This window comes from Deinococcus roseus (assembly GCF_014646895.1).
Classification (GTDB): domain Bacteria; phylum Deinococcota; class Deinococci; order Deinococcales; family Deinococcaceae; genus Deinococcus_C; species Deinococcus_C roseus.
Genome location: NZ_BMOD01000005.1, coordinates 200,813 through 226,029, shown reverse-complemented (window position 1 = coordinate 226,029; position 25,217 = coordinate 200,813). Strand labels below are relative to the sequence as shown.

The following is a 25,217-nucleotide window of genomic DNA, read 5'->3' as shown; positions in this document are numbered from 1 at the left end:
GGAGAACTTATGAGCGACATGACCACCAAAACTGCAGTCCCCAGAAAACGCAGCAGACGGAGTTCCTACAACACCGGACATCCCATTGTGCCCTGGCTGTACCTGCTGCCCCACGCGATTTTTTTCCTTGGTTTCATCATTTTCCCGGTGTTTTATGGGCTGTACATCAGCATGCACCGTTGGGATCCCTTATTGGAAAGCCAGCCCTTTGTCGGACTGGAATTTTATGCCAACCTGTTCAAGGCGGGCACCCCACAAAGCGAGTTCTTCTGGAAGACCTTTATCAACACTGCCATTTTTACGGTGGTCAGCGTGCCCCTGCTTGTGGGCACCTCCATCACCCTGGCGGTTTTGCTGTTCAAACCCATTTTTGGACGTGCCTTTTTCCGCAGCATCTTCTTCATGCCCGGCATCTTGTCTGTTTCTGTAATGGGCATCCTCTGGAAGTGGCTCTTTGAAAACCAGAGCGGTCTGGTCAACATCATCCTCACCGAGTACCTGCACCTTCCCGGAATTCCCTTCCTGACCACCGAAGGCTGGGCCTGGGTGCCGATTGTGCTGGGAACAGTGTGGTGGACCATCGGCTTCAACATGACCCTCTACCTCGCCGCCATGAACAACATCTCCAAAGCCATCTACGAGGCGGCGGAACTGGACGGGGCCACGGCATTCCAGCAGTTCAGGTTCATCACCTGGCCCAACTTGTCCTCCACAACTTTGTTTGTGGTGGTGACCACCGTGCTGGGCTCCTTCCAGCTGTTCGGGCAACCGCAACTGATCACCGGGGGCGGCCCTGTGCGCTCCACCCAGTCTGTGATCATGTACATCACCGAAGAGGCATTCTCCAACAACCAGTTTTCCAGCGCTGCGGCCATGGCCTTCATGTTCGGTCTGATCATGCTGATCTTCACCGCCTTCCAGTTCTGGCTGCAAACCCGTGAACTCAGAGGGAGCAAGAAATGACCACCCAGCCGCAACTCCCACAGCCAACCTCACGCAAACGCCGGGTTCCCCGTGAAATTCCCCGTTTTGTGGTGCTGGCCCTGCTGGCCCTGCTGTTCCTGGCCCCGATTTACTGGATGCTCTCCACCAGCTTCAAACCCGAGTCTGACACCATCAGTCTGCCCATCCAGTGGTGGCCCAAGAACTTCACCCTGCAGAACTACACCGAGATCTTCAATTCGCCCGATGGCAACATTGGCCGCTGGACGCTCAACTCGGTGTTCACCAGTCTGTCTTACACCTTGCTGCACCTGCTGTTCAGTGTGCTGGCCGCCTATCCGCTGGCCCGCATGCGGTTTCCAGGCCGGGATGCATGGTTCTGGTTCGTGATCTCTTCCATGATGGTTCCCGGAATCGTGACCCTGATTCCCAGTTACATCATGATGATCAACCTCAACTGGATTGACAGCTACCACGCCCTGATCTGGCCCGGTGTGTCGGGTGCTTTCGGGGTGTTCCTGCTCAGGCAGTTCTTCATGAGCATTCCCGGAGAACTGGAAGAAGCCGCTGTACTGGACGGAGCCAACTCCTGGCAGATTTTGTGGCGGGTGATCGTTCCCCTCTCCGTTCCCGTGCTGGTCACGCTGGCTGTGTTTGCCTTCATGGGAAGCTGGAACAACTACGTCTGGCCGCTCTTTGTGGTGCACGGTGATTTGCAGACCCTGCCTGTGGGCATCACCTCCTTTTCCAGCCGCTACACCACCGATTACGGCAAGCTGATGGCCGGAACCGCCATTGCCTCCATTCCCGTGCTGGTCGCCTACCTGATTGGACAGCGTTACCTGGAGCAGGGCCTCTCTGCCGGAGGAAGCAAAGAATGAGCACGTTCTGGTGGGGGGTTGGCATTGAAAACACCAGCATGCCCGACATGGGCGTGAACGAACTCCTCATGACCGACCACCAGAACCACTGGCGTGAAGACCTGCAAAAGGCAAAAGACCTGGGGGTGCAGTTCATCCGCCATGGTCTGCCCTGGGACATGCAGCACCCTGAAAAAGACCGTTACGACTGGTCCTGGACCGATCAGGTCATTTCAGAAATGCAGGCCCTGGGCTTGACCCCCATCTGGGATTTGATTCACTTCGGGACCCCTGCATGGCTGGAAAACGGGTTTCTGAACCCGGATTACCCTGCAGAACTGGCCCGTTACGCCCGTGACTTTGCGGCACGTTATCCCCAGATCACCCTCTTCACCCCGTTCAATGAGCCTTACATCTGCGCTTTTTTCAGAGGGGGCAATGGGACCTGGCCTCCGTATGGCACCAGTGCCCGCACTTTTGTGGATCTGCTGGTGCCCATCATCGAAAGCATCCGGCAGACGGTGCAGTCCATTCAGCAGGTGAACCCCTCGGCCCAGTTCTGGCTCAACGATGGGGCCGACGGTTTCCGGGCACTCGATGCTGGCGTGCAGAGTCTGGCAGATGAGCTCACACAGTACCGTTTTATCGCGCTGGATGTGCTGCTGGGCAAAGCCAATGTGGACAGCTGGACCGCAAAGTTTCTGCTGCAAAACGGGGTTTCCCAGAACTGGCTGGACTCTTTTCTGGAGGCACCCGTGCAAATCGACATGATCGGACTGGATTACTACCCTGGTTCTGAACACGTGATTTTCACGCCCAGAGGCCCCAAACCGGCCTCGGATTGGGGAAGGCGCACCGATTACCGTCTGGACGCAGACTCCACTCCTCCCGGACTGGGCGAAACCCTCAGGCTGTACCACCAGCGCTACCAGAAACCCGTTTATGTGGCCGAAACCAGCTCAGACCGGGACCAGCAGGAGTGGTTGAATTACAGCACCTCCGAAGTGGCACGGGTCAGGGCAGAGGGGATTGAGGTGGTTGCATACACGTGGTGGCCTTTCTTTGACCACATCGACTGGAACACCGGACTCACCGAATTGACCGGGCATGTGTGCCCCTCCGGGCTGTACCACCTGCACAACATGCAGCGCAGACCCGGTCCCGTGCAGGAAGCCTTCAAAAGCCTGATCCAGCACCCTCCAGCAGACACCGGACACCGGACTTTTCCCTTCTGTCCCGGAGTGACCTCATGAAAAAGCTTTTCTTGAACGGCATGGCCCTGCTGACCCTGGCAGGCTGCGCCCAGGCGGAGAAACACGTGAAATACCAGAACCCCGTCCTCAACATCAATTTCCCCGACCCTTTCGTGCTGAAAACCAGTGAAGGCTACTACGCCTACGCCACCAACGGCGAGGGCAGAGACATCCAGATGGCCTTCAGCAAAGACCTCGTGAACTGGGAGGTCAAAGGGGATGCCCTGGGTGGCCTGCCGTTCTGGGCACAGGGCGGTCTGACCTGGGCCCCCGAAGTGATCCAGAATGAAGGCAAATACCTGATGTACTACACCTTGCGGGACAGGGAGAGCAATTACCAGTGCATCAGCATTGCTGAATCGGACAGCCCTGCAGGTCCTTTCAAGGACACCTCAGACAAACCCCTGATCTGTCAGGCCGATGAAGGAGGCAGCATCGACGCCAGCCCCTTCCGGGACCAGAACGGCGACCTCTACCTGTACTGGAAGAACGATGGCAACGCCATCGGGTTCCTGACCTACATCTACGGTCAGAAACTGTCCAAAGACGGCAAGACATTGCTGGACAAACCCGTGCAGCTCATCCACAACCGGGAACTCTGGGAAGGCAACCTGGTGGAAGCCCCCACCATGCATTACCAGGAGGGGTATTACTACCTGCTGTTCTCGGCCAGTGATTTTGCCAGCGATCTGTACGGGGTGGGTTACGCCGTTGGAAAAAGCCCTCTGGGGGAATTCAAAAAATTTGAAGACAACCCCATCGTGTACTCGGTGGGCGAGGTGGCCGGACCCGGACACCAGACCGTCACCACCGACGATGCAGGCAACACCTGGCTGGTTTATCACGCCTGGACCGCAGGATTCACCGGAGATGATGTGGGCAAACGCACCATGCGCATCGATCCCATCCAGTTCAAAGACGGCAAGGTGAGCTTCAAGGAACCCACCCTCTCTGAACAGGAAGGTCCAGTGATCAAATGAGCGATTCCGAGACCCTCAGGGTGCAGGACATCCAGCAGAAGACTGCTCTTGTGCGTGCCCTGCTGCAAGAAAATGGAGCTGCCGCTGTGCGCTTCCGGGGCATCGAGTGGTTCGGCTGGATCACTGCTGGCGGGTCCAGTGCCGTGTTGCAAACCGTGGAAGGTGGCTGTGCAGAGGTGCTGATCACCTCCACAGATTTCATTGTGCTGACCGATGAAATCGAGGCCCCCAGAATCCGCGATGAAGAACTCCCGGCAGGCACCCAGATCCACGCTGTTCCCTGGACCGAGGGCCACCTGCAACAACAATTTGTGCAAGAAAAAGTTGGGACAGGACAGGTCCTCAGTGACCGCCCCGGACCCGGTGAACATCCCCTCCCTGAAAGCTTTTACCTGCACAGACACCACCTGACCGAACACGACATCCAGCGTTACCGCCTTCTGGGTCGCCTCAGTGCAGAAGCCCTGTCTGAGACCCTCAGGCAGGCCACCCCGGACCTCACCGAAGACCAGCTTTCCGCTCTGGGCGCAAAAGCCCTCAGGGACAGAGGGCTCGATGTGGGCCTCATCCAGGTGGCAGGAGACCGCAGGTTGCAGCTGTACCGCCACCTTCCTCCACAGAACATTCCACTGGGACATCAGGCCATGGTGTCCTTCTGTGCCCGGCAGGGGGGCCTGTGGGTGAGCCTGACCCGCTTTGTGGCTTTTCAACCGCTGGGCAGGGAACAGCAAACCAGACACCAGAAACTGCAGGCCATCGAAGCTGTGCTGCTGCAGGAAACCCGCCCAGGCAGCACCATGGACCACCTGTATCAGACCTTAAAGCAAACCTACCAGACCCACGGAGAGCCCCAGGCCATCCGTGAACACCACCAGGGTGGACTGACCGGGTACGGCTGTCGGGAACGCATCGCCACCCCTGGAGATGCCTACACCCTGCAAGGTCCCCAGGCTTTCGCCTGGAACCCCAGCCTCACCGGAGCCAAACTCGAAGACACTGTGCTGATGCACGAGGACGGCACCCTGGAAGTGCTGACCCTGGATCCTGAATGGCCCATGCAGGTGGTGGAGGGTCTGCCCAGACCCATCGTGTGGCAACACCTCATTCCCCAGAACGCCTGAATTTCAGAACCCGACCCTCCATCCCCCTCCGCAGGTGAACGCTCACCTGCTGACAGGAGCCGACATGACCTCGCTCAGCCCACGCCATTCCGCTTACTTCGCAGACCCTTTCATCCTGAAACACCAGGACCGCTATTACGCTTTTGGAACCGGACGCAGCGCCAGAGAAGGCCGGGCTTTTGAAGTGCTCACCTCTGCAGACCTGCAACACTGGGAATCTCTGGGCGGTGCCCTCCTGCCCGTCCCCGGCTTTGAAAACGGCGATTACTGGGCACCCGAAGTTGCTTTCTCAGAGGGCAAGTTCTACATGTATTACAGTGTCGGGCATGGGGACAAAGGGCACCACCTGCGGGTCGCCATTTCCGCCACTCCAGAAGGCCCTTACGAGGACCAGAACCTGAACCTCGTTTCAGGTGAACCTTTCTCCATCGACCCCAGCCCATTTCAGGACGAGGATGGCCAGTGGTACCTGTATTACGCCAGAGACTTCCTGGATGGTGCACGGGTGGGCACAGCACTGGTGGTGGACCGCATGCTCAGCATGACCGAGCTGGCAGGACACCCACAGGTGGTGCTGCGGGCCTCCCAGGACTGGCAGATTTACCAGAGAAACCGGGAAATGTACGGTCAGACCCTGGACTGGCACACCCTGGAAGGGGCTTTTACCGTCAAGAGGAACGGCAAATACTTCTGCTTCTATTCGGGTGGAGCCTGGATCAACGACACCTACGGGGTCAATTACGCTGTGGCAGACCATCCCCTGGGTCCCTGGACCGAACCTTTTGACCATGCCAGCATCCTCAACACCCACCTGACTGGACTGACTGGCCCTGGTCACAACTCCATCACGGTCATGCCAGACGGACAGGACGGAATTGTGTTCCACGCCTGGGATGAAGAACGCACCCGCAGGCAACTCTACATTCTCCCCCTCCTGTGGACGCCAGAGGGTCCCAGAGTGGAAGGGACGGCGGTGTTGCAAGGCAGCGAATAAATGCCGAGGGCCAAGGGCCGAGGGCCGAGAGCAAAAAAGAGCCAGAGCATGCGCAAAGAGGATAAAAACGCGCAAGCTCTGGCTTTACAGGTGCTCAAAGCCCTCGGCCCTCGGCTCTCGGCTTTCATCCCCTGTGCTAAAATCACACCGGAACGTCACCCGGAAGTCTTGCCCTTTGCCAACCTGCCAGATCCGGGGCACGTCATGGAGGTCTCATGCGCCTGAAAGTTGATTTGCTGCCCAGAGGCTCCTACCCGGATGTGGTGGTGCTGGTGGATGTCCTCAGGGGAACCACCAATGCGCCCATTCTGCTGGAAGCAGGAGCAAAACACGTTTACCTGACACCCAGCCTGAAAACCGCCCGCCAGTACGCACAGGACCACAACCTGCTGCTGGTGGGAGAGCGGGACGGTATGCCCCTGGAGGGCAGCAATTACCCGGCCAGTCCTGCCGAACTGCGCAACCGGACCCTGGACCGGGACGTGATGTACATGGCCCAGAGCACCCCCCAGGCCCTGCGCAACCTCAGTGAAGCAAAACATGTGCTGCTGGGCAGCTTTTACAATGCCCGCGCAGTGGTCAAAAAGGCCGTGGAGCTCGCCGCCGAGGAAATCGCTATCGTCTGCACCGGACAGGACGGCAACGAAACGCTGGAGGACACTGTGTGCGCAGGTTTTCTGGCCCGCCGCATTGAAAAATTGAGAGAAGTGCAGCTGCTGGACGCGGCCCGCATGGCCATGGCCCTGGTTCGGGCTTTTCCGGATGTGCAGGAAGCGTTGCTGCAATCCTCCACCGGACAGCAGTTGCAGAAACTCAGGCTGTACGAAGACATTGCAGTTTCCAGCCTGATTTCGCAAACTGATAGGGTGCCGAAGTTGCTAGATGTCAAACTGTCCGAAGACACCCCCGTTTACAGGTTCAAATGATGCAGAGGCTGTCCCTGTTCAATTTTCCGTTGGATCCCCTGGATCTGGATGGCGTGGTGGAGAAACTGGAAGGCTGGATGGGTTCTTTTGATCCCCACACCGTCATCACCCTCAACCCCGAAATCGTGATTCAGGCCGAAGAAGAAGACGCTGAACTGGCCCAGGTGATCCGTGGTGCCGATCTGGTTTCTGCAGATGGTGTGGGCATTGTGTGGGCCGTCAAGAAGATGCTGGACATCGATTTGCCAGGTCGGGCCTCGGGCATCGACATCATCACCCAGTTGATGGAGCGCCAGGGCTCCAACCTGAGGGTGTTCTTTCTGGGCGGCAAACCCGGAATCGCCGAACAGGCCGCCAGAAACTGTGCCGAGAAATACGGCATTCAGGTGGCCGGGTTTGAACATGGCTACTTCAAGGACGATGGCAATGAGGACCTCAAGCTGGTGGAAAAAATCCGGGCGGGCTATCCCCACCTGTTGATCACTTCGCTGGGGGCCGGGCGGCAGGAGAAATTCAACCACCGCCACCGCAACCGCCTGAAAGTCCCCATCATGATCGGGGCCGGAGGCACCCTGGATGTGTTCTCTGGGACGGTGGAACGTGCTCCCGAATGGACCCAGAAAATGAAAGTGGAATGGGCTTACCGCATCCTGGGAGACCGCAAACGCTGGAACAGGTTCCCTCGCCTGATGAAGTTTGCCATGCGGGTGCAGAACGCCAAACCCATCGAGAAAAAATAACCAGACCTTCAGCCAGCAGCAGGGGCGTCAGTGCCTCTGCTGCTCTGGTTTTTCAGGTTGTTTGCAGTGACCCAGCACCCTCTGGAAACGTTCTTCGAGGTCTTGCTGGTCTGCTGGATTTGATGCAGCTTCCTTTCCCTGCTTGCGCACCAGACGGGCATGCCTCAGCAGGTGTTCCTGATGCTCTGGTTCCTGCAGAATTTCCATGACTGTGCCCAGCACATCCAGCAATCGGATCATCACTGCAGGGGACTTGCTGCCAAATTGCCGGATCTGGTGAAACATGCTGTTGGTCAGGCCTGCAAAATCGGTGGTGGGTATATACACACGCGCCTTGCCCTGCCTGTCCAGATGCACCCCACTCTTCAGAATGCGGTTTTTCAGCAGACACAGGGCAGCTCCCATGCGGTCCATGCAGGTGATCACGGTGTAGGGGTCCTTCAGACCCGATTCCATGCTGCGCACTGCAATCTCGTTCAGTTGCCTGACTGCGAATTCAGCATCGTGGGCGGTTTTGCGGTCATCGCTGAAGGCCAGAAAGGATTTGAGGTTCAGGGGGACAGACGTTTCTGCGATCACCATGCCTGGAAAAACATACTGGCCCGGACGGACTTTGAAATGCACCACGGCATTCAGTTGTGCTGCCTTTCGGACCAGGGCCTGAATTTGATGTGGCAGAGGTTGCTGGAATGGGTGCTGTGGATCAGAATGGCATCTTTCAAAGGTTCAGGTTGAGGCAAAGCAGGCAGCACAGAAGAAACCTCCAGCAGGGTTTGCTGCAATTGCCTCCCCAGATGGTTCACCTGAGAGGTGATGTTCATGGCCCGGGTCATCTGGTAAATGAACATGATCAGCATCCCCAGGGCCAGATAAGCCAGCAAAACCGCCACATTCACCGTCAGGAGGGGCACAGGATTGCTTTGTGGAGTGCTTTGCACCACAGCGATGGTCCACAAATTGAAACTGAAGGTGCCCAGCAAAATCCCCAGGGTCAGCTGGGTTTTCCAATCCTGCACAAAATTTTCCAGCAGCCTGGGTCCCATGTCCCGCGAAGCAAAAGACAGGGCCGCAATGCTGATGGTGAATGTGCTGGCCACAAAGGTGTACATGGCGGCAGCCACGGTGTACACCAGATTGTGGGCTCCATTCAGGCTCTGGATGGGCCACAACCAGTGGCTGTGCTTCAGATTCAGGGTGTGGTCCAGAAACAGGGTGAAATGGACCAGCAAAAGCAGCAACAGCACACATCCCACAGGAAGAATCCAGAATTGCCGCAAAATGCTGTTGGAACCCATGAAAACATTGTAGAAAGCCTTCTTTTTCCACAATACGAGATTTGCCCCGATGTGTCTGGGCAGGTGGTTCATCTTCATGGGAGAAGTGTGATAAAACTGTAAATTGAGAAATTCTTGAGGGGTTTATAAATGAAAATTCACCCGTATCGTGAGCTCGGCAATGGAAATGCACAACCTGCCTCCTCTCCCCAGCATCGACACCAATTGTCGATGGGTCTGGGCCTCACATCCCTGATCCTGCTGGGACAGTTCCTGCCCTTTGGGGTGGCTTTTGCGTCCCCCAGTGAGATCAGCCGACCCGGAGCCGGGGTCAGCCGCATCCCCCTCGAAGTCATGGCCTTCAACGCCCCCGGCTTCGGGGACATCAGCGATGCCATCAACCTCGCCAACGGCAACGTCTACCTCGATGTCGGAGAACTCAGCCGCAACACCAAAGTAGACACCCCCCAGGACAACAAGAATACCGTCCTCAACGCCAACTGGAACCTCAAAAACCGCACCCGTCTGCTCGACAGTGCCCTCGGTGACTTCAAACCCAGCTGGACTCTGGGGTCCCTCAGCGGCGAAGTGATCCTGGAGCAGGGTGACGGCAGCACCCAGCGTTTCAGCCAGGTGCAGGACAGCAGCCTGCCAGTTGATGCGCCCAGCTGGATCAAAGCGCGTTATGCTGCAGTGATCAGTGCCCAGCAAAGCAGCGGCATCCAGACGGTGGCGTTTTACCGGGTGAGACCCATGGTGGGGACGCGGCACAGCGAAGAGTGGATTGTTTTTGTCAAGGGTCTGGATGGACTTTATGGGCACCACTACGACCACAACGGGAACCGCACCACGTTTCACAACGATGGGGCCTTCCCGGATTATGTGCAGAACCCGAGCCAGCAGTACCGCACTGCCAAACTCACCGGGACCGATGTCAGTGAGGGCCTGAGCGGCGGACTGAAAACCGAAATCAACTACCAGGACAAAACGGCAGGCCGCATCAGTGAAATCAAAGATGAGTTTGGCCGCATCACCAGTTACTGGTGGGTGGATGCTGGTGTCAACGGGTGGGTGCTGGGCCAGATCGATTACAAGAATGATGGGACACTGATCAACAAGCAAACCACCTTCAGTTATGGTGCGCAGGCGGGGTTGTACCTGCTCAAAGGGGTGGGTTTCAAAACCTGGGACGGCAAAGGCACCGCCTTCAGCCTCAACTCCACCCGCAATTTTACTTTGCATTACAGCAACGCCCAGAGCTTCGGGAGTGAAAAACCGGTGCTTCTCAAGGCCATCACCCGGGAAGTGGTGAACACCACTGGGGACAAAAACACCCCCAGCAGCTGGGTGAACGGCAGCAAATTGCTGACCACCAGTTACACCTATGGTGCGGTGAATTTGAACGGCAAGGCCAGTTACGCCCTGACGGAATCCAGAGATCTGGTGGATGCCAGCATTGACGCGACCACAGCCGCGGTGACGGGTGGGACGGACGTGCAACCCAAAACCACTTACGGTTACACCGATGCAGATCCGCTGTACAAGGGCCTGAAAGTGGTGGTATCGCAGGGGGACCAGGAAACCCAGTATTACTACGACAAGGGCTCCCGACTGCGGGAACGCTGGGTGAAGGACGTGCAGGCGGCGAGCAACGCCAGACTGACTGCCGTGAACCGGTACCTGAAGTGGTCTTACGATTACTACCTGAACGGCAACCTCGCCCTGGAAGTCAACCCGGACGCCACGGGTGAAGCGCTGGGGAAAACCATCCACTATGCTTACGATGGTCGGGGGAATGTGGTCCGCAAGGACACCTTTGCCAGCAAACAGTTCTTCATTGACGACAAGATTCCGTTGCGACTGAACCTGACGGCAGACAAAGGGTACTACCGTCCTGGGGACCTGGCGGTGTTCAGCGGCGTGCTGGAGGGAGCAGATCCCACCAAATCCAGCTTGACCTGGACCATTGATGCCCCCAGTCTGGTGGCTGTCACCATGCCCGGGGTAGACAACTTTACGGAAGCCAGCAACTGGAGTGCACTTTACACCAGGGATCTGGTGACCGGAGCATCCACCACCCCGATGGTCAGGGCCAATGTGTTTGCGGGCAGCACGGCTTCTGCGGTGCGGGTGCAGGGCCTTTCGGTGCGCTGGCAGAGTGATCCCCTGATGCCGGAAGTGTTGCGCAGAACCTTGCTGTCTCCGGGGAGTTACACCCTGACGGTGAAGGTGAAGAAGAACGACTCCCGCACGGGAAGTGTGCTGGTGAGGATTCCGGGCCAGACCGATCAGATTTTCACCCTGGAATCCAGCTGGAAAACCCTGAACATTCCTTTCACAGTCAACGAAACCACCAGTGGAGACCTGGGTTTGATTGCCACTGGGACGGGAGACTTCGAGTTTGATGCCCTGAGTGTGGCTCCTGCGGTCTTGCAGGCCTCCAGCCAGAATTACGATCCTGCCAAGTCGTTAACAGACAGCAGTGCCTGGACGTCGCGCAACGCTGCAGAATATCCAGCGCATCGGGTGTTCAATGTGCCCAGTACAGACAACGCCAATGGATACAGTGGACTGATCTCTCACAGCTACTTTTTCAGCCAGGGGTGCTTGGGAGCCTGCCGGGTGCGCTTCTGGGCCCGCACAGTCAGTGGCACCCTGCCGATCAACTACGGGATCAATGACTATGCCAGCACCAGTGGCACCCTGACCACCAGCTGGAAGTACTTCGACACCACTTTCAATGTGGGATCCATGAACTACTGGGACAACAATTTCTCGCGGCAATTCCAGATTTTTGAGCAGACAAGCGGCAATCCTGCATGGCAAATTGCCGGGGTCATGGTCAATCAGGTGGATGGCAACAACAACCCTGTGAGTGGCATTGTGGATTCAGATTTGACCGGACCGGACAGTGGGCTGTGGGGCGGGTACTTCTTGAAGCCTGCCGTGATGGTGCAAGATCCCACCAGCAATGGTTACACAGTGTTCAAATCGGACAGCAGCACTGACAATGTGACGGGCGGTCTGACCCTCAAGCAGAAACTGCCTGTGGGTCGCTATCAGGTGTCTTTTGACGCGAAAGCAGACTCGGCGCTGGACATTTACAGTGGCATGAGCGATGCGGCACTGCAGAAAAGCAGCCTGACCAGCAGCTGGCAGACGGTGAGCACCACCCTGGTGGTCAGCAATGACACCGACCGTTTCACTTTGCTGGAGAAAACCACCAACAACCCTGGGTGGTACGTGCGGAACCTGAAACTGAACTACCTGGATGGCAAGCTGGTGCAGATCCCGAGGGGTGTGCCTTCCTTTCAGTTGACGGTGAAAGCCAAAAGCGACAGCTACCCGGATGTGGTGAACGAAGTGAGTTTGCCGGTGTACTCGTACATCAAGAGCGTGGCTGCCCCTGCCCCCGAGGGGGACTTGCCGCTCTCTGCAGTGACCACCGGGACCAAACCCACCAGTGTGCGTTACCAGATTCCGCTGCCTGCTTCTGCGAACAACCCTTACAACAAGGGTTATCAGGTGAAGGCACATTTGAACCTGGACAGTGCTGCGACTTCCAGTGATGTGTTCAGCAAGAAGATCCGCTGGTACACCAACGGTGGCAGCATTGCGAAAACGTCAGACAACGACGAGACCATCACCTTTACGCCTCCAGCTTGGAGCAAGGATCTGTCAGGGTCAACGCAGCAGTACACGCTGGTGGCGGTTTCTGAAGAGAACCCCAGTGTCTACGACGTGATCCCCGTAGAAGTGCGTTACTTCGGCTTCGACTTTTACGACTTCCCCAACTCGGGCATCTATCCCAGCACCATTTACCTCTGCTATCCATGGGATTGTGGTACACCCAATGATCCCAACAAGAAGCGCAACTTCCAGTTCAAAATCGAAATGAAGAACTTGCCCACCAGTGCCGATGGCAAGTTCTGGTATCCCATCATGGGCTTGGGTTGGAAGGATTCTGGTTCCACCCAATACACCTGGTTTGGTCTCAGTCAGACCACTGCTGAAAGCAAAATTGACATTGATGGTTGCATGGCTGTGCGTTACTTTGACATGCGTCCAATTGGTGCACAGAGTTCCATCGAATCTTCTATTGCAGTGGGTTTGAACAACAACCGGGACATCAAAATTGAACGGCCCCTGACCATGAAGATTGGCGGTCAGGAATTGGCATGCACTTTCAACGATTCAGGCATTCCCAAGAACAATGGCGTGTTCAAGGTCAACGGAGGGTTGATTCCCACCGATGAAGCCTTGCAGGGCACCAAAGACTGGCAGGCAGTGGTGCAGGCTGCGATGGGCACCCAGAGCAGCAGCGATCCGGGAATCCTGAATGTCGCCAATCAGATTTTGAGTGTTCGCAACGGCATTGCCAACCTGAAGTTCGCCCCCATGGCCCTAACGGCCACGCAGAGTGCTGAAGACCAGCAGATCATTTTGCCTGAAGGGGTCAGCGCTGAAGTGCTCGGGGAATTCAACCCGGCGGAACGCAAAGGCTGGACCAGCCAAGAGAACTTCGTTTACAACAACGACAACCAGCTGGTGCAAAGCCAGCGTCCCGCGATCACCAGCAGTTACCTTTACGGCAACACCACCTCCCCTTACACCCCCAGTTACCCTGCACTGGGCACAGTGAACCAGTACAGCCTGGGCACCGCAGTGCTGGTGAACAACCAGAGTTTCAACGTGGTGGCCCAGGTGGACGCTGCCATCCTCAAAGGGGCGTCTTTTGATGCCAAAGTCATTCCTGCCAGCATTGCCAGTGTGGGTGGAACGGAATTGCGCCGGACGGTGCTGACCTACGACCAGAGTGGCCGCAGAGGACTGCTGGCCACGCAGGGTGTGAAGTGGAATGACCAGAACGGGGTGGCGCACCAGACCACCGCGACCTACACTTACCGGGCAGCAAGCGATGCCACCGTGACCACCGGCCAGCTGCTGTACTACCGGGATGTGAACAACACCACCACCGCAGGGGCACCCACGGTGACCCGCACGGTAAAACAACCGCAGGATCAACCCTCTCAGGTGATCACGCGGGACCTGGCGGGCAACACCCTGAGCAACCAGTACTTGCATTACGACGAGTTCGGCAATGTGGTGCGCGATGAACTGGTGGGTGCAGTGGCAGGCAACTTGCCGAGCAGTGTGACGGCAGATCCCAGCAGTGTGACCAGGAGCAATTACCAGACGAGGATGGTGTACAACGGGTTCGGGCAGAAGGTGTGGAGCACCGAACTGCTGGGCAGCTACCAGAACGAACAGGTGAACAATTACGCCTCGAGTGGGGAACTGCTGAGCAACTGGAGTGGGCATGTCAGCAACCTGACGGATTACCACTTCAGCAACGGAATGTTGACCGGGGTGGCCAGAGGGCTGGGTCCGAACACGGCGTGGAGCGCGCAGTCTCCGATCAGCACGCTGAGGAGCCTGGAAACCTATGAACTGGACAGCTTTGGTCGGGTGAGCAAAGAACACCGCCTGGTGCTGGAAGGCGGGACGCTGAAGAACGACTTTGTGATCAGCCACAGTTATGACAGCCTGGGACGGGAACTGAGTGGTAGCAACCCGGATGGCAGCGGCATGGCGCAAACCTACGATGCGTTTGGTGGGGTGGACAAGCAGACCAAACTGGACCCAAAAGGGGAAGTGGAGCTGCTGCAGACGTATGCCCGCAACCATCTGGGCTGGGTGACGCGGGAATCCAAGACCACGTATGCCACCAGCACGCTGGCCGGAACGAACGTGAACACGGGGACCTTCAACACGGATCATGTGTATGACCAGCTGGGTCTGGAGATTGTGACGCTGTCGTATGACGCGAGCATCGTGTCGGACAATGACAGCCGTCGGATGGTGAAGCGGTACGACGTGGAAGGGAACCTGCTGTACACGGTAAGCCCGGTGATGCGGAACGTGTCGAGCAACAGCGTGACAGACAACCGCCGCAGTGTGGTGTCGAGCACGTACGACAACCTGGGGCAGGTGATCAAACAACGGGTGCTGCTGGAGAGCGACACCACGGTGAACTGGGCAGATCCTCTGGTGAGAGTCAGCGATGGCAGCCTGGTGGGGGATGTGGCGACCACCACCACCGAGTACAACGACCTTGGTCAGGCCGTGAAGGTCACGGATGCCGAAGGGTACGTCACCACCACCGATTACGACCTTCTGAACAACGCTTACCGGGTCAAGAAGTCCCTGTGGAATGCCAAAGAACCCACATCCACTTCAGATCCGCTGTCCTCCAGAAGCATCACCCTGGACAAAACCCAGACGGATGCTGTGGTGTGGTCTGCGTTTGATGCTGCGAAGAATGTTGTTGGACAGATGAACAACGATGGGAAAGTCAGGAAGCTGTACTACAATCCGCTGAACCAGGTGTATGCCGAGAGCGAATGGTATGATCCTGCCTCTGCTGCTGGTGGGGTGATCAGCAAGTTCTCCTCCATCACTGCCGATGGGATGGTGGTGGGCACTTACCTGCCGAAAGTGACGGGAACGCCTGCCACCACAGGGACGGCTTCCTGGACCAGCAGCATTGGCATGTACTTTGATCAGGTGGAGTCCTTCCAGTTCAATTACAGTCTGCCTCTGCCCAGCAAGTCCGGGAAACCCAGTGCAAATCTGGTGTCTGGAACCCCCACCTGGGTGTGGACCAGTTTTGAGTACAACCATCAGGGGAAACCTGTAAAGACGACCTTACCGACGGGTGGGGTGCTGACGCAGGCTTACGACGAGGATGGCAACACCACCGAACAGGTGAACGCTGAGGGGTTCAAGACCACCTTCAAGTACAATCCCTTCGGTCAGGTGCTGGAGAGGAAAGAACTCGCCCGCACCACCACCACCAGCGGGACCACCACGACCAACAGTGTGGACAGTGCAGCAGGATTGTCTGGTGGCTTCACTTACACCTACAAATACGACTGGTATGGGAACCTGACCCGCAAGAGTGAGCGGAACCTGTACACGTACTACGAGTACAACAGCCTGGGGAAAATGACAGCGGAATCCCGTCCTGCGGTGTTTTCTGCGACCGGGGTGCCCTGGAAGAAACACCTGTACCGTCTGGACGGGAACAAGGTGATGGAAACCAGTTATGCGTACACCGATTCCAATCCCAGCTTCTTGACCCTTACACCTGTGCAGAAGCTGACGGTGAATGCGGGTTCTCCCACTGCAGGCAACCTGAAAATCTGGGAGCTCGATGGATTGGGCCGGGTCAGCAAAGAAATCAGCAAAGGTGTGGGCTATGATCCCAACGGGGCTGCAGATCCCATCAACCTGTACTTTGCAGAAGAGTACTTTGCACAATTTGTCTACAACAGCCTGAATGCGCGGGTCTACCGTTACTTCCGTGGGAACCCACAGATTTACGCCCAGCAGACCAAAGACGATGGCACCCAGTTGCTGGATGCGAGCGGAAAACCAGAAACGCGTTACGGCACCTACTGGAAATACAACACGCTGGGGTTGCTGAAAGAGAAATACGATGAAGTGCTGGCTGCAGGCCAGGTGCTCAAGAAGAACACCTTCACCTACGAATACGATGCCCAGGGTCGGGAAACCCGTGGCGATCGCAACCTGAAGATCAATGTGGAGAACCCTGCCAAGATTGGCTCTACCACTCTGGCGGCCACCCTGGGAGCCATTGTCACCGAGTACAACAACCGGGGTCTGGTTCAGAAAACCACCATCACCGATCAGAGCGTGACCCATAACAACACCCTGGAAGCCACGCCATTGACCCAGGTGACAGAGAATGAATACTACCTGGATGGCAACAGATCCAAAGTGACCGTCACTTCTGGAGGCACCTCCAATTTCCAGACCTTCAAGTACGACACGCTGGGTCGAGAGATTGAAAGCAAAGACTCCAATGGAGCCCGTTATTTCATCAAGCCCGAAGACGTCAATGCCCAGAATTTCAATGTGCTGGCTGCCTCTGCGGCCCAGCCCCTGGTGATCACCACTGCTTACGGATTGGATGCCACCCAGACCGTTTCCATGTACTCTGCAGTGACGGGTTGCACTTTCACAGAAAAGACCACCCAGACCCTTTCTGGTCTCAATTATTCAACTGTGAAAACCAAAGATGCCTGTGGAGTGGTGACATCCACCCTGGATCAACTGGGAATCGGCAAGGTTGGAAATCCCAGCCTTGGCGATGATGACCTTTCCAAAAGAGCGTCCAAAGTGTTTGGACCCACAGCTTATGCCAGTTCTGTGGTCTGGAAAAATGGCGAAGCCATGTTTGCCAACCTGCAGCTCAACAAGGCCTGGAAATACAACACCACCCTCACCAACAAATACAATGCCTATGGTCAGTCTGTTTCCCTGGTGAAAACTGATTCCAGAACAGCAGAAGTCTCTGACACCCAGAACTCCTACAAGACCGAATTTGTGTCGAATGGGGATCTGGTCAGCCAGACCAGCCAGACCATGGATTGTACTGCAGACGGACTGGGGGGTGCAGAGTGTTCTCCTGGTGAATCCAAGAGGACTTATGTGCCCAACACAGGTCAGCAAAGTGGTACCACCCCGGATCCCTTCCCAACCGAAGGAGATTTCACCGCCACTTACACCACCATTGGTGCGCCTTTCAACCTGTACAGCCTGACTTATCTGGTGAAAGGGACGTACGGAAACAGCACCACCAACACGGTGGGCTACACGTACGATGCCAACTATCAGAATCTGACGAGCACTTCTTCCAGCTTCTCCACATCTGAAATTGCGCCAACGAAAACCCAGGTGGGCAGCCCCACCAGAACCACAGACATCAGCATCATGAACCGGGGTGAAGTGTCGTTCACTGCTGCCTCTGCACCCATGGTGATGAAAACCAGTGACAACAAGCCAGCAGAGAACTTCAGTGGCGTGATTGTGACCACGGGGGTCTGGACAGGTTCTGCTCCTTCTGGTCAGACCACGGTGACCAATTATGTGTACACCCCCACAGATGGGCACCTGTTCCGGGAGGAAACGCCTCAGCCCAACGATGCAACGGTCACCTTCTACAAGCAGTACTCTCTGGACTCCAGAGGCAACCGCATCCTGTTCACCAGCAAAGACGGCAACATCTTCAAGAATTATGGTTACCTGAAGCGGTATGACGCCGATCAGAAAGTCGCCCTCTTCTACAAGGTGGAGGCAGACAAGCACAACTGGAACCACTTTCTCTACAGCCCCACAGGAGATGAGGTGCTGTCCAGCACGGCAGGTGTGCGCCAGTTGCCCACAGATGGCACATCCACCAAATACTCCACACTTGTCGAGCGCAAATGGAACAGTTCCTACTCCACAGGACTGACCATTCAAATGGTTCGCCACAAGGAAGGCAGTTACACCGCAACCATTGACCGTTCTACCCTGGCTTCCACCAACGGAAGTGGCACCTATGACCCGGCAAACGCAGATTACCTGAAACAACCTGACAAGTATGATCAGGTCAGAGATGCCACATTTTCTCTGGCCGATGGGGTCAACAGTTCGACAGAATGGACGGGCGTGGTGGTCTTTGACGCACCAGACACCCAGGCAGACACCGAAGCTGCAGAAGTGTTGCCTGAATCCATCACAGGCACTGTGGCACCCCTGGATGTCCAGTCCCACGATCAGGTGGATCCCATTCCCTCTCCTGGAGATGTGAAACCCTCTGGGGCCAAAGACACCACCAAAGCAAAAACCCCACAGAAACCCACAGCTGAAACCCCTGCTGAAGGCCAGACCCAGAAAACTTCAGACAAGAAAGATGGCATCTCCAGTCCTGAAATCACCACCTTCTCTCAGGGAACCAGCACACAGGTGGTTCAGGGCAAAGCCGTTTCCCCCCAGGCTGCAGAAGAAAAAACGCCTGGATCAGCCCCTGCGCCCACAGTTCACATTGATGCAACAGGACAGATCACGGTCAGTGACACCACAGTGAAATCTGATGGGGATCAGGCAGAAAACAGCAGTGTGCTGCCTGGGAGCATTGAAGGCGTGACCCTCAATGAGGTTCAGACCCATGGGGCAGATTCCGGTGCGCCCATTCAGGACCTCAACCCTGGCGGGGTTGCAGGGGTTGAACCTGCTCCTCCCAGTGTGGGTGTGACCACCAGTGACTCACCTGGAGATGTGGTGTCCAGTGAAGGCACAGAACCCGCAACCCCTGACACAGGCCATGCTCCCCGCAGCACCAGCATCAAACCCAGCAGCAACACGGTTGAAACAATGGCGGGACCAGCAGCTTACTTGTGTACCGTCAAGGGATGTATTGCCAAGCAAGACCTGGAAAAAGCAAAAAATGACATTGAACAAAGGGTGGCTGACCTGGCCGCACGCGATGACGAAATAGGCAAGGCCATGAGGAGGTATCAACAACTGATTGAAGATAGAATCAGAGGCAACATCAACATATCCGTTTATGGAAGATTGTATGCTTATGAAGCGGCCCTGGCCATTATTGATTCTCCAAAGATGCAATCTGATACCAAGGCAATCTTCCTTAATTCTATTGCTGATTCCGTTGAAAAAGGTTATCTCAAAGCTTTCGATTTTATTCATGGTCATGATGAACTTGCGAAAATCATCAAGAATGGTGCAAGTCCAGATCAAATTGCAAGGCATATGATTTCTTACTATGCAGATAAAGAATTTGAAAATCAGTTGAAAATTATCAATGCCCAGACAACCATGAAGATTGTGGATGACTTGTTGGGAATCACCACGCTGCAAGAGTGTAGATTTGGCGACAAACTGGCCTGTGGTCTTGCCGCGGCATCTGTGGTTCCCTGGGGCGAAGCTGCAGGCCCACTGGTCAGGACCCTTGGAAAATACCTCCCAGAAGAAGCAACTGCTGCTGCATCTGCATTTGGTTCCAAAATCAAGGGCTGGCTTGATACAGATGTGGGTGAGTTGTTTAGGGGGGCTGCAAAAGCATGTGGAAACAGTTTTGATCCAGAAACCCTGGTGAAAACGGCCTCTGGAGACAAAGCCATTGCCTCTCTGATGGTGGGCGAGAAAGTCCTGGCCTTTAACGAAGAAACGGGCAAGGAAGAATACCAGCCCATCTCCCAGATCTTCAAAAACGAAGACCCTGCCCTGACCGTGCTAGGCATCAGTGACCCTGAATCGGGTCAGATGGAATTCATCACCACCACTCCAGAACACCCCTTCTACGTCACGGAGCGTTCAGACGGTGAACCCAGACCCAAACCCGAAGGCCACTCGGACCTGAGCGACAAGTGGGTCGGCGCTGGTCATCTGAAAGTAGGGGATAAACTCAAGCAAGCGGATGGCACTCTGGGTGAAGTTCGGTATGTGAATATCATTGAGCAAGCCCGCACCATGTACAATCTGGAGGTTGCTGAAGCCCATACTTTCTTTGTAGGGGCACAGGGCTGGTTGGTGCATAATGGTAAGAAACGTTGTGAGATATCATTTCAGGGAACAACTGTAGGTGCGTCAGATGCAATATCTAAAGGTTTCCATCTAAATTATGGAAATGGTGAATTGAACTTAGTTCCTACCAGGGTCACTGTACGTGATGCCAAAGGAAAGGTTGTAAATGAATATATCGAAATTCAATTGAAATCAACATTTAGTAAGAAGAAAAGTGCTGTGGAAGTAGATGGCAAAGTTGCTGCTAGTGTTGAAGAATTCATAAGAGAAAATATGAAGAAAGCAGCTAAAGGCGCTGAGGCAATTATCGGAAACTGGTCTGATGTCCCATCTATGGCACAAAGAGTTGCTGAAGCGAAACTACTAATGGAAGCTTTTACTGGGCAAACACAGTTTAAGGTTGTACCATGAAAAAATATAACTTTATAACTAAATTTATTGATGATTTTCTTACTCGAGAGCAGATATTTGGACTTGGTCTCCACTCTTCAGTAGACCAAATTAAAGAAATATTTGGACAAGAAACTGAAGAAGATGAAATTTTATATGAAAATTTGTGCTTTAATTATATATTCTTTCAAAAATCTTATATCATAATTTCCGAAGGAAAGATAAGACAAATCAATATAGATTTTAGGGGAATTCCGGAGAAGATTGATTCAAGTATAAGAGCTTTGAAAAAATTAACCTATGAAGATGTAGTAGAATTATGCAAAATTAATAATATTTTGTATAAAAGAATGATAGATCCATATCTAGAACAATTATTTATTGTTAGTACAAATAACCATGCTGTTTTAGTATTTAATGAGAATCTTGTTTTGAAGGAGATAGTCATAGCAAGTCTTATAGCCAAATTAGAGGAAGTTTCTGATTCATAGGAATTTTTATGATTTATATTGAGTGTATATAGAGTAAAGCGCTTTCGAAATTCGAAAGCGCTTTACTCTATATATTTCTATAAAGATTCAATTCCTGCACAACCCCACTGCCAGCACCTGAGAACTCTTCCCTTCCAGCACAGAATAAGTCACCCGTGGCTTCTGCCTCTGGTCGTAGATGAACGCTGCAATCTGGTCCCCTTTGGCCGTCACGGTCATGTACACCCCGAAAGGGTTGTCCTTGATGAAGAAGGCGTTTTCCAGCGGGCAGTATCCGGGGTGGCTTCTGTAGAACTGGTCCACCAGTTTCTGGAAGGCCGTGGACTCCAGGCCTGCGTAAAGGGCACTGCTGCCCGAAAGGATGGTGATGCCCAGGTCTTTCAGTTCCTGCTGGAAGTACCCTTGCTGCTCCTGGGTGACGCTCTGGGGCAGAGGACTGACGGGCACCGTGTCATCCTGAACGGCAGGCGCACAGGCCCCCAGCACCAGCAGCATGGAAGAGAGGAGACTGAACAATGTCAGCCTCCTGAGGGATGGGGTGGGCAGTGCAGGAATGGGGATCATGGCTGTTCGGGGCTGGTGATCAGGCGGGGGGTCACAATGATCATCAGGTCACTGCTGCTGGTCTGGGTGCTGTTGTGGGTGAACAGTGCCCCCAGAATGGGAATGTCTCCCAGCAGGGGCACCTTGCTGGTGCTGTTGAGGGTGCGGCTTTCCAGCAACCCCCCAATCACGATGGGTTCACCGTTCTTGACCCGCACGGTGGTGCTGGCATCACGGGAACTGTAGGTGGTGACGTTGTTGACCATCCCGGTGGGCACACTGACCACGATGTTGAGGCTGGCCTCGATGATGCCGTCCGGTCCCACTTTGGGCAGGAAGCGCAGCGAAATCCCGGTGGTGATGTTGGTGACGCTCTGGGAGCCGTTCTGGCTGGAGAGGATCACCGGCTGGGTCTGGGTGCTGTTGATGCGGGCTTCCACGCCATCCAGGGTGGTGACGCGGGGCTGGGCCAGCACTTTTGCAGCGTTGTTGGCTTTCAGGGCACTGATGCCCAGCGACAGGCTGAGGGGGGTGCGGTCCACCTTGCCGAATTTCAGGAAGCTGCCACTGTCCCCCTCAGAGAGTTTGAGGGTGAAAAGGTCATCGTATTTGATGCCCAGCTGGGTGGTGGTGCCCTGGTTGATTTCCAGAATTTCTGCCTCGAACATCACCTGGGGTCGGGCCTGATCGAGCTGTTTGACCACCTTGAGGATCAATTCGCGGTCCTGGGGGTTCACCATGATCAGCAGGGCACGCTGGCGGTCGTCCACCTGGATTTTCAGGTTGCTGTACATGCCGTTCAGCAGGCTGGCCACCTGGCTGGGACTGGCACTGCTGAGGGGAATGAACAGGGGGGCACGGTCGTCCACCTGCTGCACGGTGCTGCCCGGAACAGGCACGAAGAACAGGGAGGTGTTGGTGGGGGAGAGCGACACCTGATAATTGTCTGGAATGGTGATTTTCAGGTCATTGCCCACCACTTCGGCTTTGAAGCCTTCGGGAAGGGGGGTGGTTTCGTCCAGGGAGGCATTGCTGATCAGGATGTTGTGGGTTCCCGCTTCGGCTTTGTAGGCAATGCGTTCAGGGCTCACCAGAGCGAGTTTCTGGGAGTCTTTGCTGTAATCGGCTTTGAGGGTGGCGGCTTGGGCCAGGCTGGCAAGGGTGAGGAGCAGGCTGATCAGGGCGGTGCGTTTCATGGTTCTCCTGGTTGGGATGCTGGGCATTTCGCTGGGCATGTCATTGAGAGGGCTGGATCAGAGGTACAGGGTGTGGGTGCCATCGGAGGGATTCAGTTGCAATCCCTGATCGCTGAGGGTCTGGCCGGGCTGGGTGCTGACCGGGATGGCTGCACTCAACAGTTCTCCCGCTTCTGCCAGAATGCCGTTGCGGTTGTGGTCGGTGGCGGCCAGCAGTTTGATGGGGGTTTGAGGAGGCAGGTTGTTGAGGGTGTAGGTGCCGTCACTGCGCACCACCGTCCAGCGCACCACCTCGTTCTGGTCGTTCAGGGCCAGCACATAGGTGCGTTTGTTGAAGTCTTTTTGCAGACCCGCTTGCACCAGCCCATGACCGTAGCGTTCATCCAGTCCCAGCACCCCCAGATCGTTTGCGGCGTTCAGCAGGGTCTCTTTCAGCAGGTTTTTGGGGGTGCCCTGCCCGAGCAGCAGGGCAGCAATGCCAGTCACCTGGGGGGCGGCCATGCTGGTGCCATTGCGCAGGCTGTATCCGGGCAGGCCGCCATTGATGTCTGTGGAAAGGATGCCGTCTCTGATTTTGTCGTTGTCCTGGTCTGCCGATTTGTCTCCGCCAAAAGCAGCCAGCTGGGTGTTGGGTCCACGGCTGGCATAGGAGGGTTGATAGGTGTTTTTGGGACCCGAAACAGAGGTGACTGCAACCACACCGTCCAGTGCCGCAGGGTAACTGAGCACACTGCCGTCGTTTCCTGTGGCAGCCACCACCAGAGCCCCCTTGTTGATGGCGGTTTGCACGGCGCTGGCCAGGGTGGGGGAGTATTCCCGGATGCCCAGACTCATGTTCAGGATGTCTGCTGGGTTGGGGTTGGGATGGTCAGGCAGCGCATTGACCGCCCACAGGATGCCTTTGGAGAGGGCCAGCACACTGCCCGCCTGGAAGGGATCTGTGACCCGCACAGGCAGGATTTTGGCCCGCGGGGCAGGGCTGATCAGGTCTTTGCTGGCTGCAATCAGACCGGTGACGTGGGTTCCGTGCCCGGACACATCCACAGGGCTGCTGTCTTCATCCAGAAAGTCATAACCGGGCAGCAGTTGCGTGACAAATTCCGGGTGAGGATACACCCCGGTGTCAATGACGGCCACCGTCACCCCGTTGCCGCCCTCTGCGGGAAGCTGCTGAAGTCCTTCCAGGGGCCAGAACCACTGGGTGCCCAGACTGGTGTCTTCCAGAACCTGCTGTTTGATGCCGTCTTGCACCTGCACCACGTCGTCATACTCCGTGCCCAGCACACAGGTGTTGCTGGCTGCAGTCTTGCGGGCCTGGGCGGCATCTGTGGTGCTGCTGTAACTGGCCTGTACCACCTTCAATTCCGGGTGCAGGGTGACGGTGGCCTGCTGGGTGGGCAGGGTGTTCAAGCAGCTGGCTGCCGTTGAAGCCACCGTGAACAGCACCACCTTCCCTGAGGTGGCCTGTTGCCTGGAAACAGTGGTGCTGGAAGCAGAAGTGGCTTCTGAGGGCAGGACCACTGTTCCAGACACCCGGGATGCCTGATAGGTAAAAGTCTGGCTGGCACTGGGTTTGCCCTCCACGATCACCCGCACATCCAGATCGCCATAAGGCAGGGTGTTGTCGATGGAGACATTCAATTGACCCGAAGTGAGTTCTGAGGGGGCAGTCAGGTGCCCGTTGATTTCCACCAGAACATTTTTTGCAGTGGCGGTGGAAGTCTTCCAGCCAGCCCCTTCAATGGTGAGGATGCTGGCCTGTCGGGTGATGTTGCCTATGCGGGGCAACAACTCCAGGGTGGTCATCAGCTGTTTGTCTGAACCCGCGCCAAGGTACAGGTAATGCAGGCCAGCCAGGGTGTCCAGTGGCATTTGCAAGAACAATCCCTGGTTGGTGGGACGGTACCCCAGGGGTTGATCGTCCAGCAGCAGGACAGGGGTGTCTGGCAGGGTGCCATACACGGCCACCTCACTGCCCACCACAGCCGGGTTGGGGATCACATGGGTGATGGCATATTTGACGGGTGTCTGTTCGGTGCAGGACACGGCGGTCAGCAGGGCCAGGGACAAACCCAGAAAACGGATGGTGTTGTTTTTCATGTCAAAACCTTTA

13 protein-coding genes and 1 pseudogene are annotated in these 25,217 nt (G+C 55.7%); 10 read left to right on the top strand and 4 right to left on the bottom strand.

All coding sequences use genetic code 11. From position 1 onward, the window contains the following. The first annotated feature begins 9 nt into the window (after positions 1 to 9). From IEY52_RS09695 to IEY52_RS09660, 8 genes are all read left to right on the top strand, one after another. Complete coding sequence (locus tag IEY52_RS09695; RefSeq protein ID WP_308425004.1) at positions 10 to 963, top strand: carbohydrate ABC transporter permease; 954 nt, start codon at positions 10 to 12, stop codon at positions 961 to 963. Next, a complete protein-coding gene (locus IEY52_RS09690; protein WP_189002480.1) occupies positions 960 to 1,823 on the top strand; it encodes a carbohydrate ABC transporter permease in 864 nt (287 codons plus the stop codon). The genes IEY52_RS09695 and IEY52_RS09690 overlap by 4 nt, the downstream gene beginning before the upstream one ends. Further along, positions 1,820 to 3,055 carry a family 1 glycosylhydrolase gene (locus IEY52_RS09685; protein ID WP_189002479.1) on the top strand — a complete coding sequence of 412 codons (1,236 nt, stop codon included), beginning with the start codon at positions 1,820 to 1,822 and terminating at the stop codon, positions 3,053 to 3,055. Before IEY52_RS09690 ends, IEY52_RS09685 begins: the two co-directional genes overlap by 4 nt. After that, the gene (locus IEY52_RS09680; RefSeq protein ID WP_229684706.1) at positions 3,052 to 4,035 is read left to right on the top strand and encodes a glycoside hydrolase family 43 protein; all 984 of its coding nucleotides are present in this window, start codon (positions 3,052 to 3,054) and stop codon (positions 4,033 to 4,035) included. Before IEY52_RS09685 ends, IEY52_RS09680 begins: the two co-directional genes overlap by 4 nt. Next, the gene (locus IEY52_RS09675) at positions 4,032 to 5,156 is read left to right on the top strand and encodes a M24 family metallopeptidase (protein ID WP_189002478.1); all 1,125 of its coding nucleotides are present in this window, start codon (positions 4,032 to 4,034) and stop codon (positions 5,154 to 5,156) included. The genes IEY52_RS09680 and IEY52_RS09675 overlap by 4 nt, the downstream gene beginning before the upstream one ends. A gap of 64 nt (positions 5,157 to 5,220) precedes the next feature. After that, complete coding sequence (locus IEY52_RS09670; protein ID WP_189002477.1) at positions 5,221 to 6,150, top strand: glycoside hydrolase family 43 protein; 930 nt, start codon at positions 5,221 to 5,223, stop codon at positions 6,148 to 6,150. A gap of 215 nt (positions 6,151 to 6,365) precedes the next feature. Next, the gene (locus IEY52_RS09665; protein WP_189002476.1) at positions 6,366 to 7,076 is read left to right on the top strand and encodes a 2-phosphosulfolactate phosphatase; all 711 of its coding nucleotides are present in this window, start codon (positions 6,366 to 6,368) and stop codon (positions 7,074 to 7,076) included. A 29-nt stretch (positions 7,077 to 7,105) separates the two neighbouring features. After that, on the top strand, positions 7,106 to 7,816 hold the full coding sequence (locus tag IEY52_RS09660) for a WecB/TagA/CpsF family glycosyltransferase (protein WP_229684705.1): 711 nt from the start codon (positions 7,106 to 7,108) through the stop codon (positions 7,814 to 7,816). Positions 7,817 to 7,843: 27 nt separating this feature from the next. Here the strand turns inward: IEY52_RS09660 and IEY52_RS26645 are convergent. Beyond that, positions 7,844 to 9,111 (bottom strand): annotated as a pseudogene (locus IEY52_RS26645) (DUF2254 domain-containing protein). Between the two features lie 129 nt (positions 9,112 to 9,240). Here IEY52_RS26645 and IEY52_RS09645 point away from each other — a divergent pair. After that, positions 9,241 to 20,895: a polymorphic toxin-type HINT domain-containing protein gene (locus IEY52_RS09645; protein ID WP_189002472.1), complete on the top strand. Its 11,655-nt coding sequence runs from the start codon at positions 9,241 to 9,243 to the stop codon at positions 20,893 to 20,895. Further along, entirely contained in the window at positions 20,892 to 21,365 is a 474-nt protein-coding gene (locus tag IEY52_RS09640; RefSeq protein WP_189002471.1) for a hypothetical protein, read from the top strand. The genes IEY52_RS09645 and IEY52_RS09640 overlap by 4 nt, the downstream gene beginning before the upstream one ends. 87 nt (positions 21,366 to 21,452) lie before the next feature. Here IEY52_RS09640 and IEY52_RS09635 read toward each other — a convergent pair whose 3' ends face one another. Genes IEY52_RS09635 through IEY52_RS09625 form a run of 3 tightly spaced genes read right to left on the bottom strand, consistent with a single transcriptional unit; the run spans position 21,453 to position 25,204 of the window. Continuing rightward, the gene (locus IEY52_RS09635) at positions 21,453 to 21,881 is read right to left on the bottom strand and encodes a hypothetical protein (protein ID WP_189002470.1); all 429 of its coding nucleotides are present in this window, start codon (positions 21,879 to 21,881) and stop codon (positions 21,453 to 21,455) included. Positions 21,882 to 21,925: 44 nt separating this feature from the next. After that, complete coding sequence (locus IEY52_RS09630) at positions 21,926 to 23,104, bottom strand: type II secretion system protein GspD (RefSeq protein ID WP_189002469.1); 1,179 nt, start codon at positions 23,102 to 23,104, stop codon at positions 21,926 to 21,928. Positions 23,105 to 23,161: 57 nt separating this feature from the next. Then, positions 23,162 to 25,204, bottom strand: coding sequence for a S8 family peptidase (locus IEY52_RS09625; protein ID WP_189002468.1), 2,043 nt, complete (start codon positions 25,202 to 25,204; stop codon positions 23,162 to 23,164). Positions 25,205 to 25,217 lie beyond the last annotated feature (13 nt).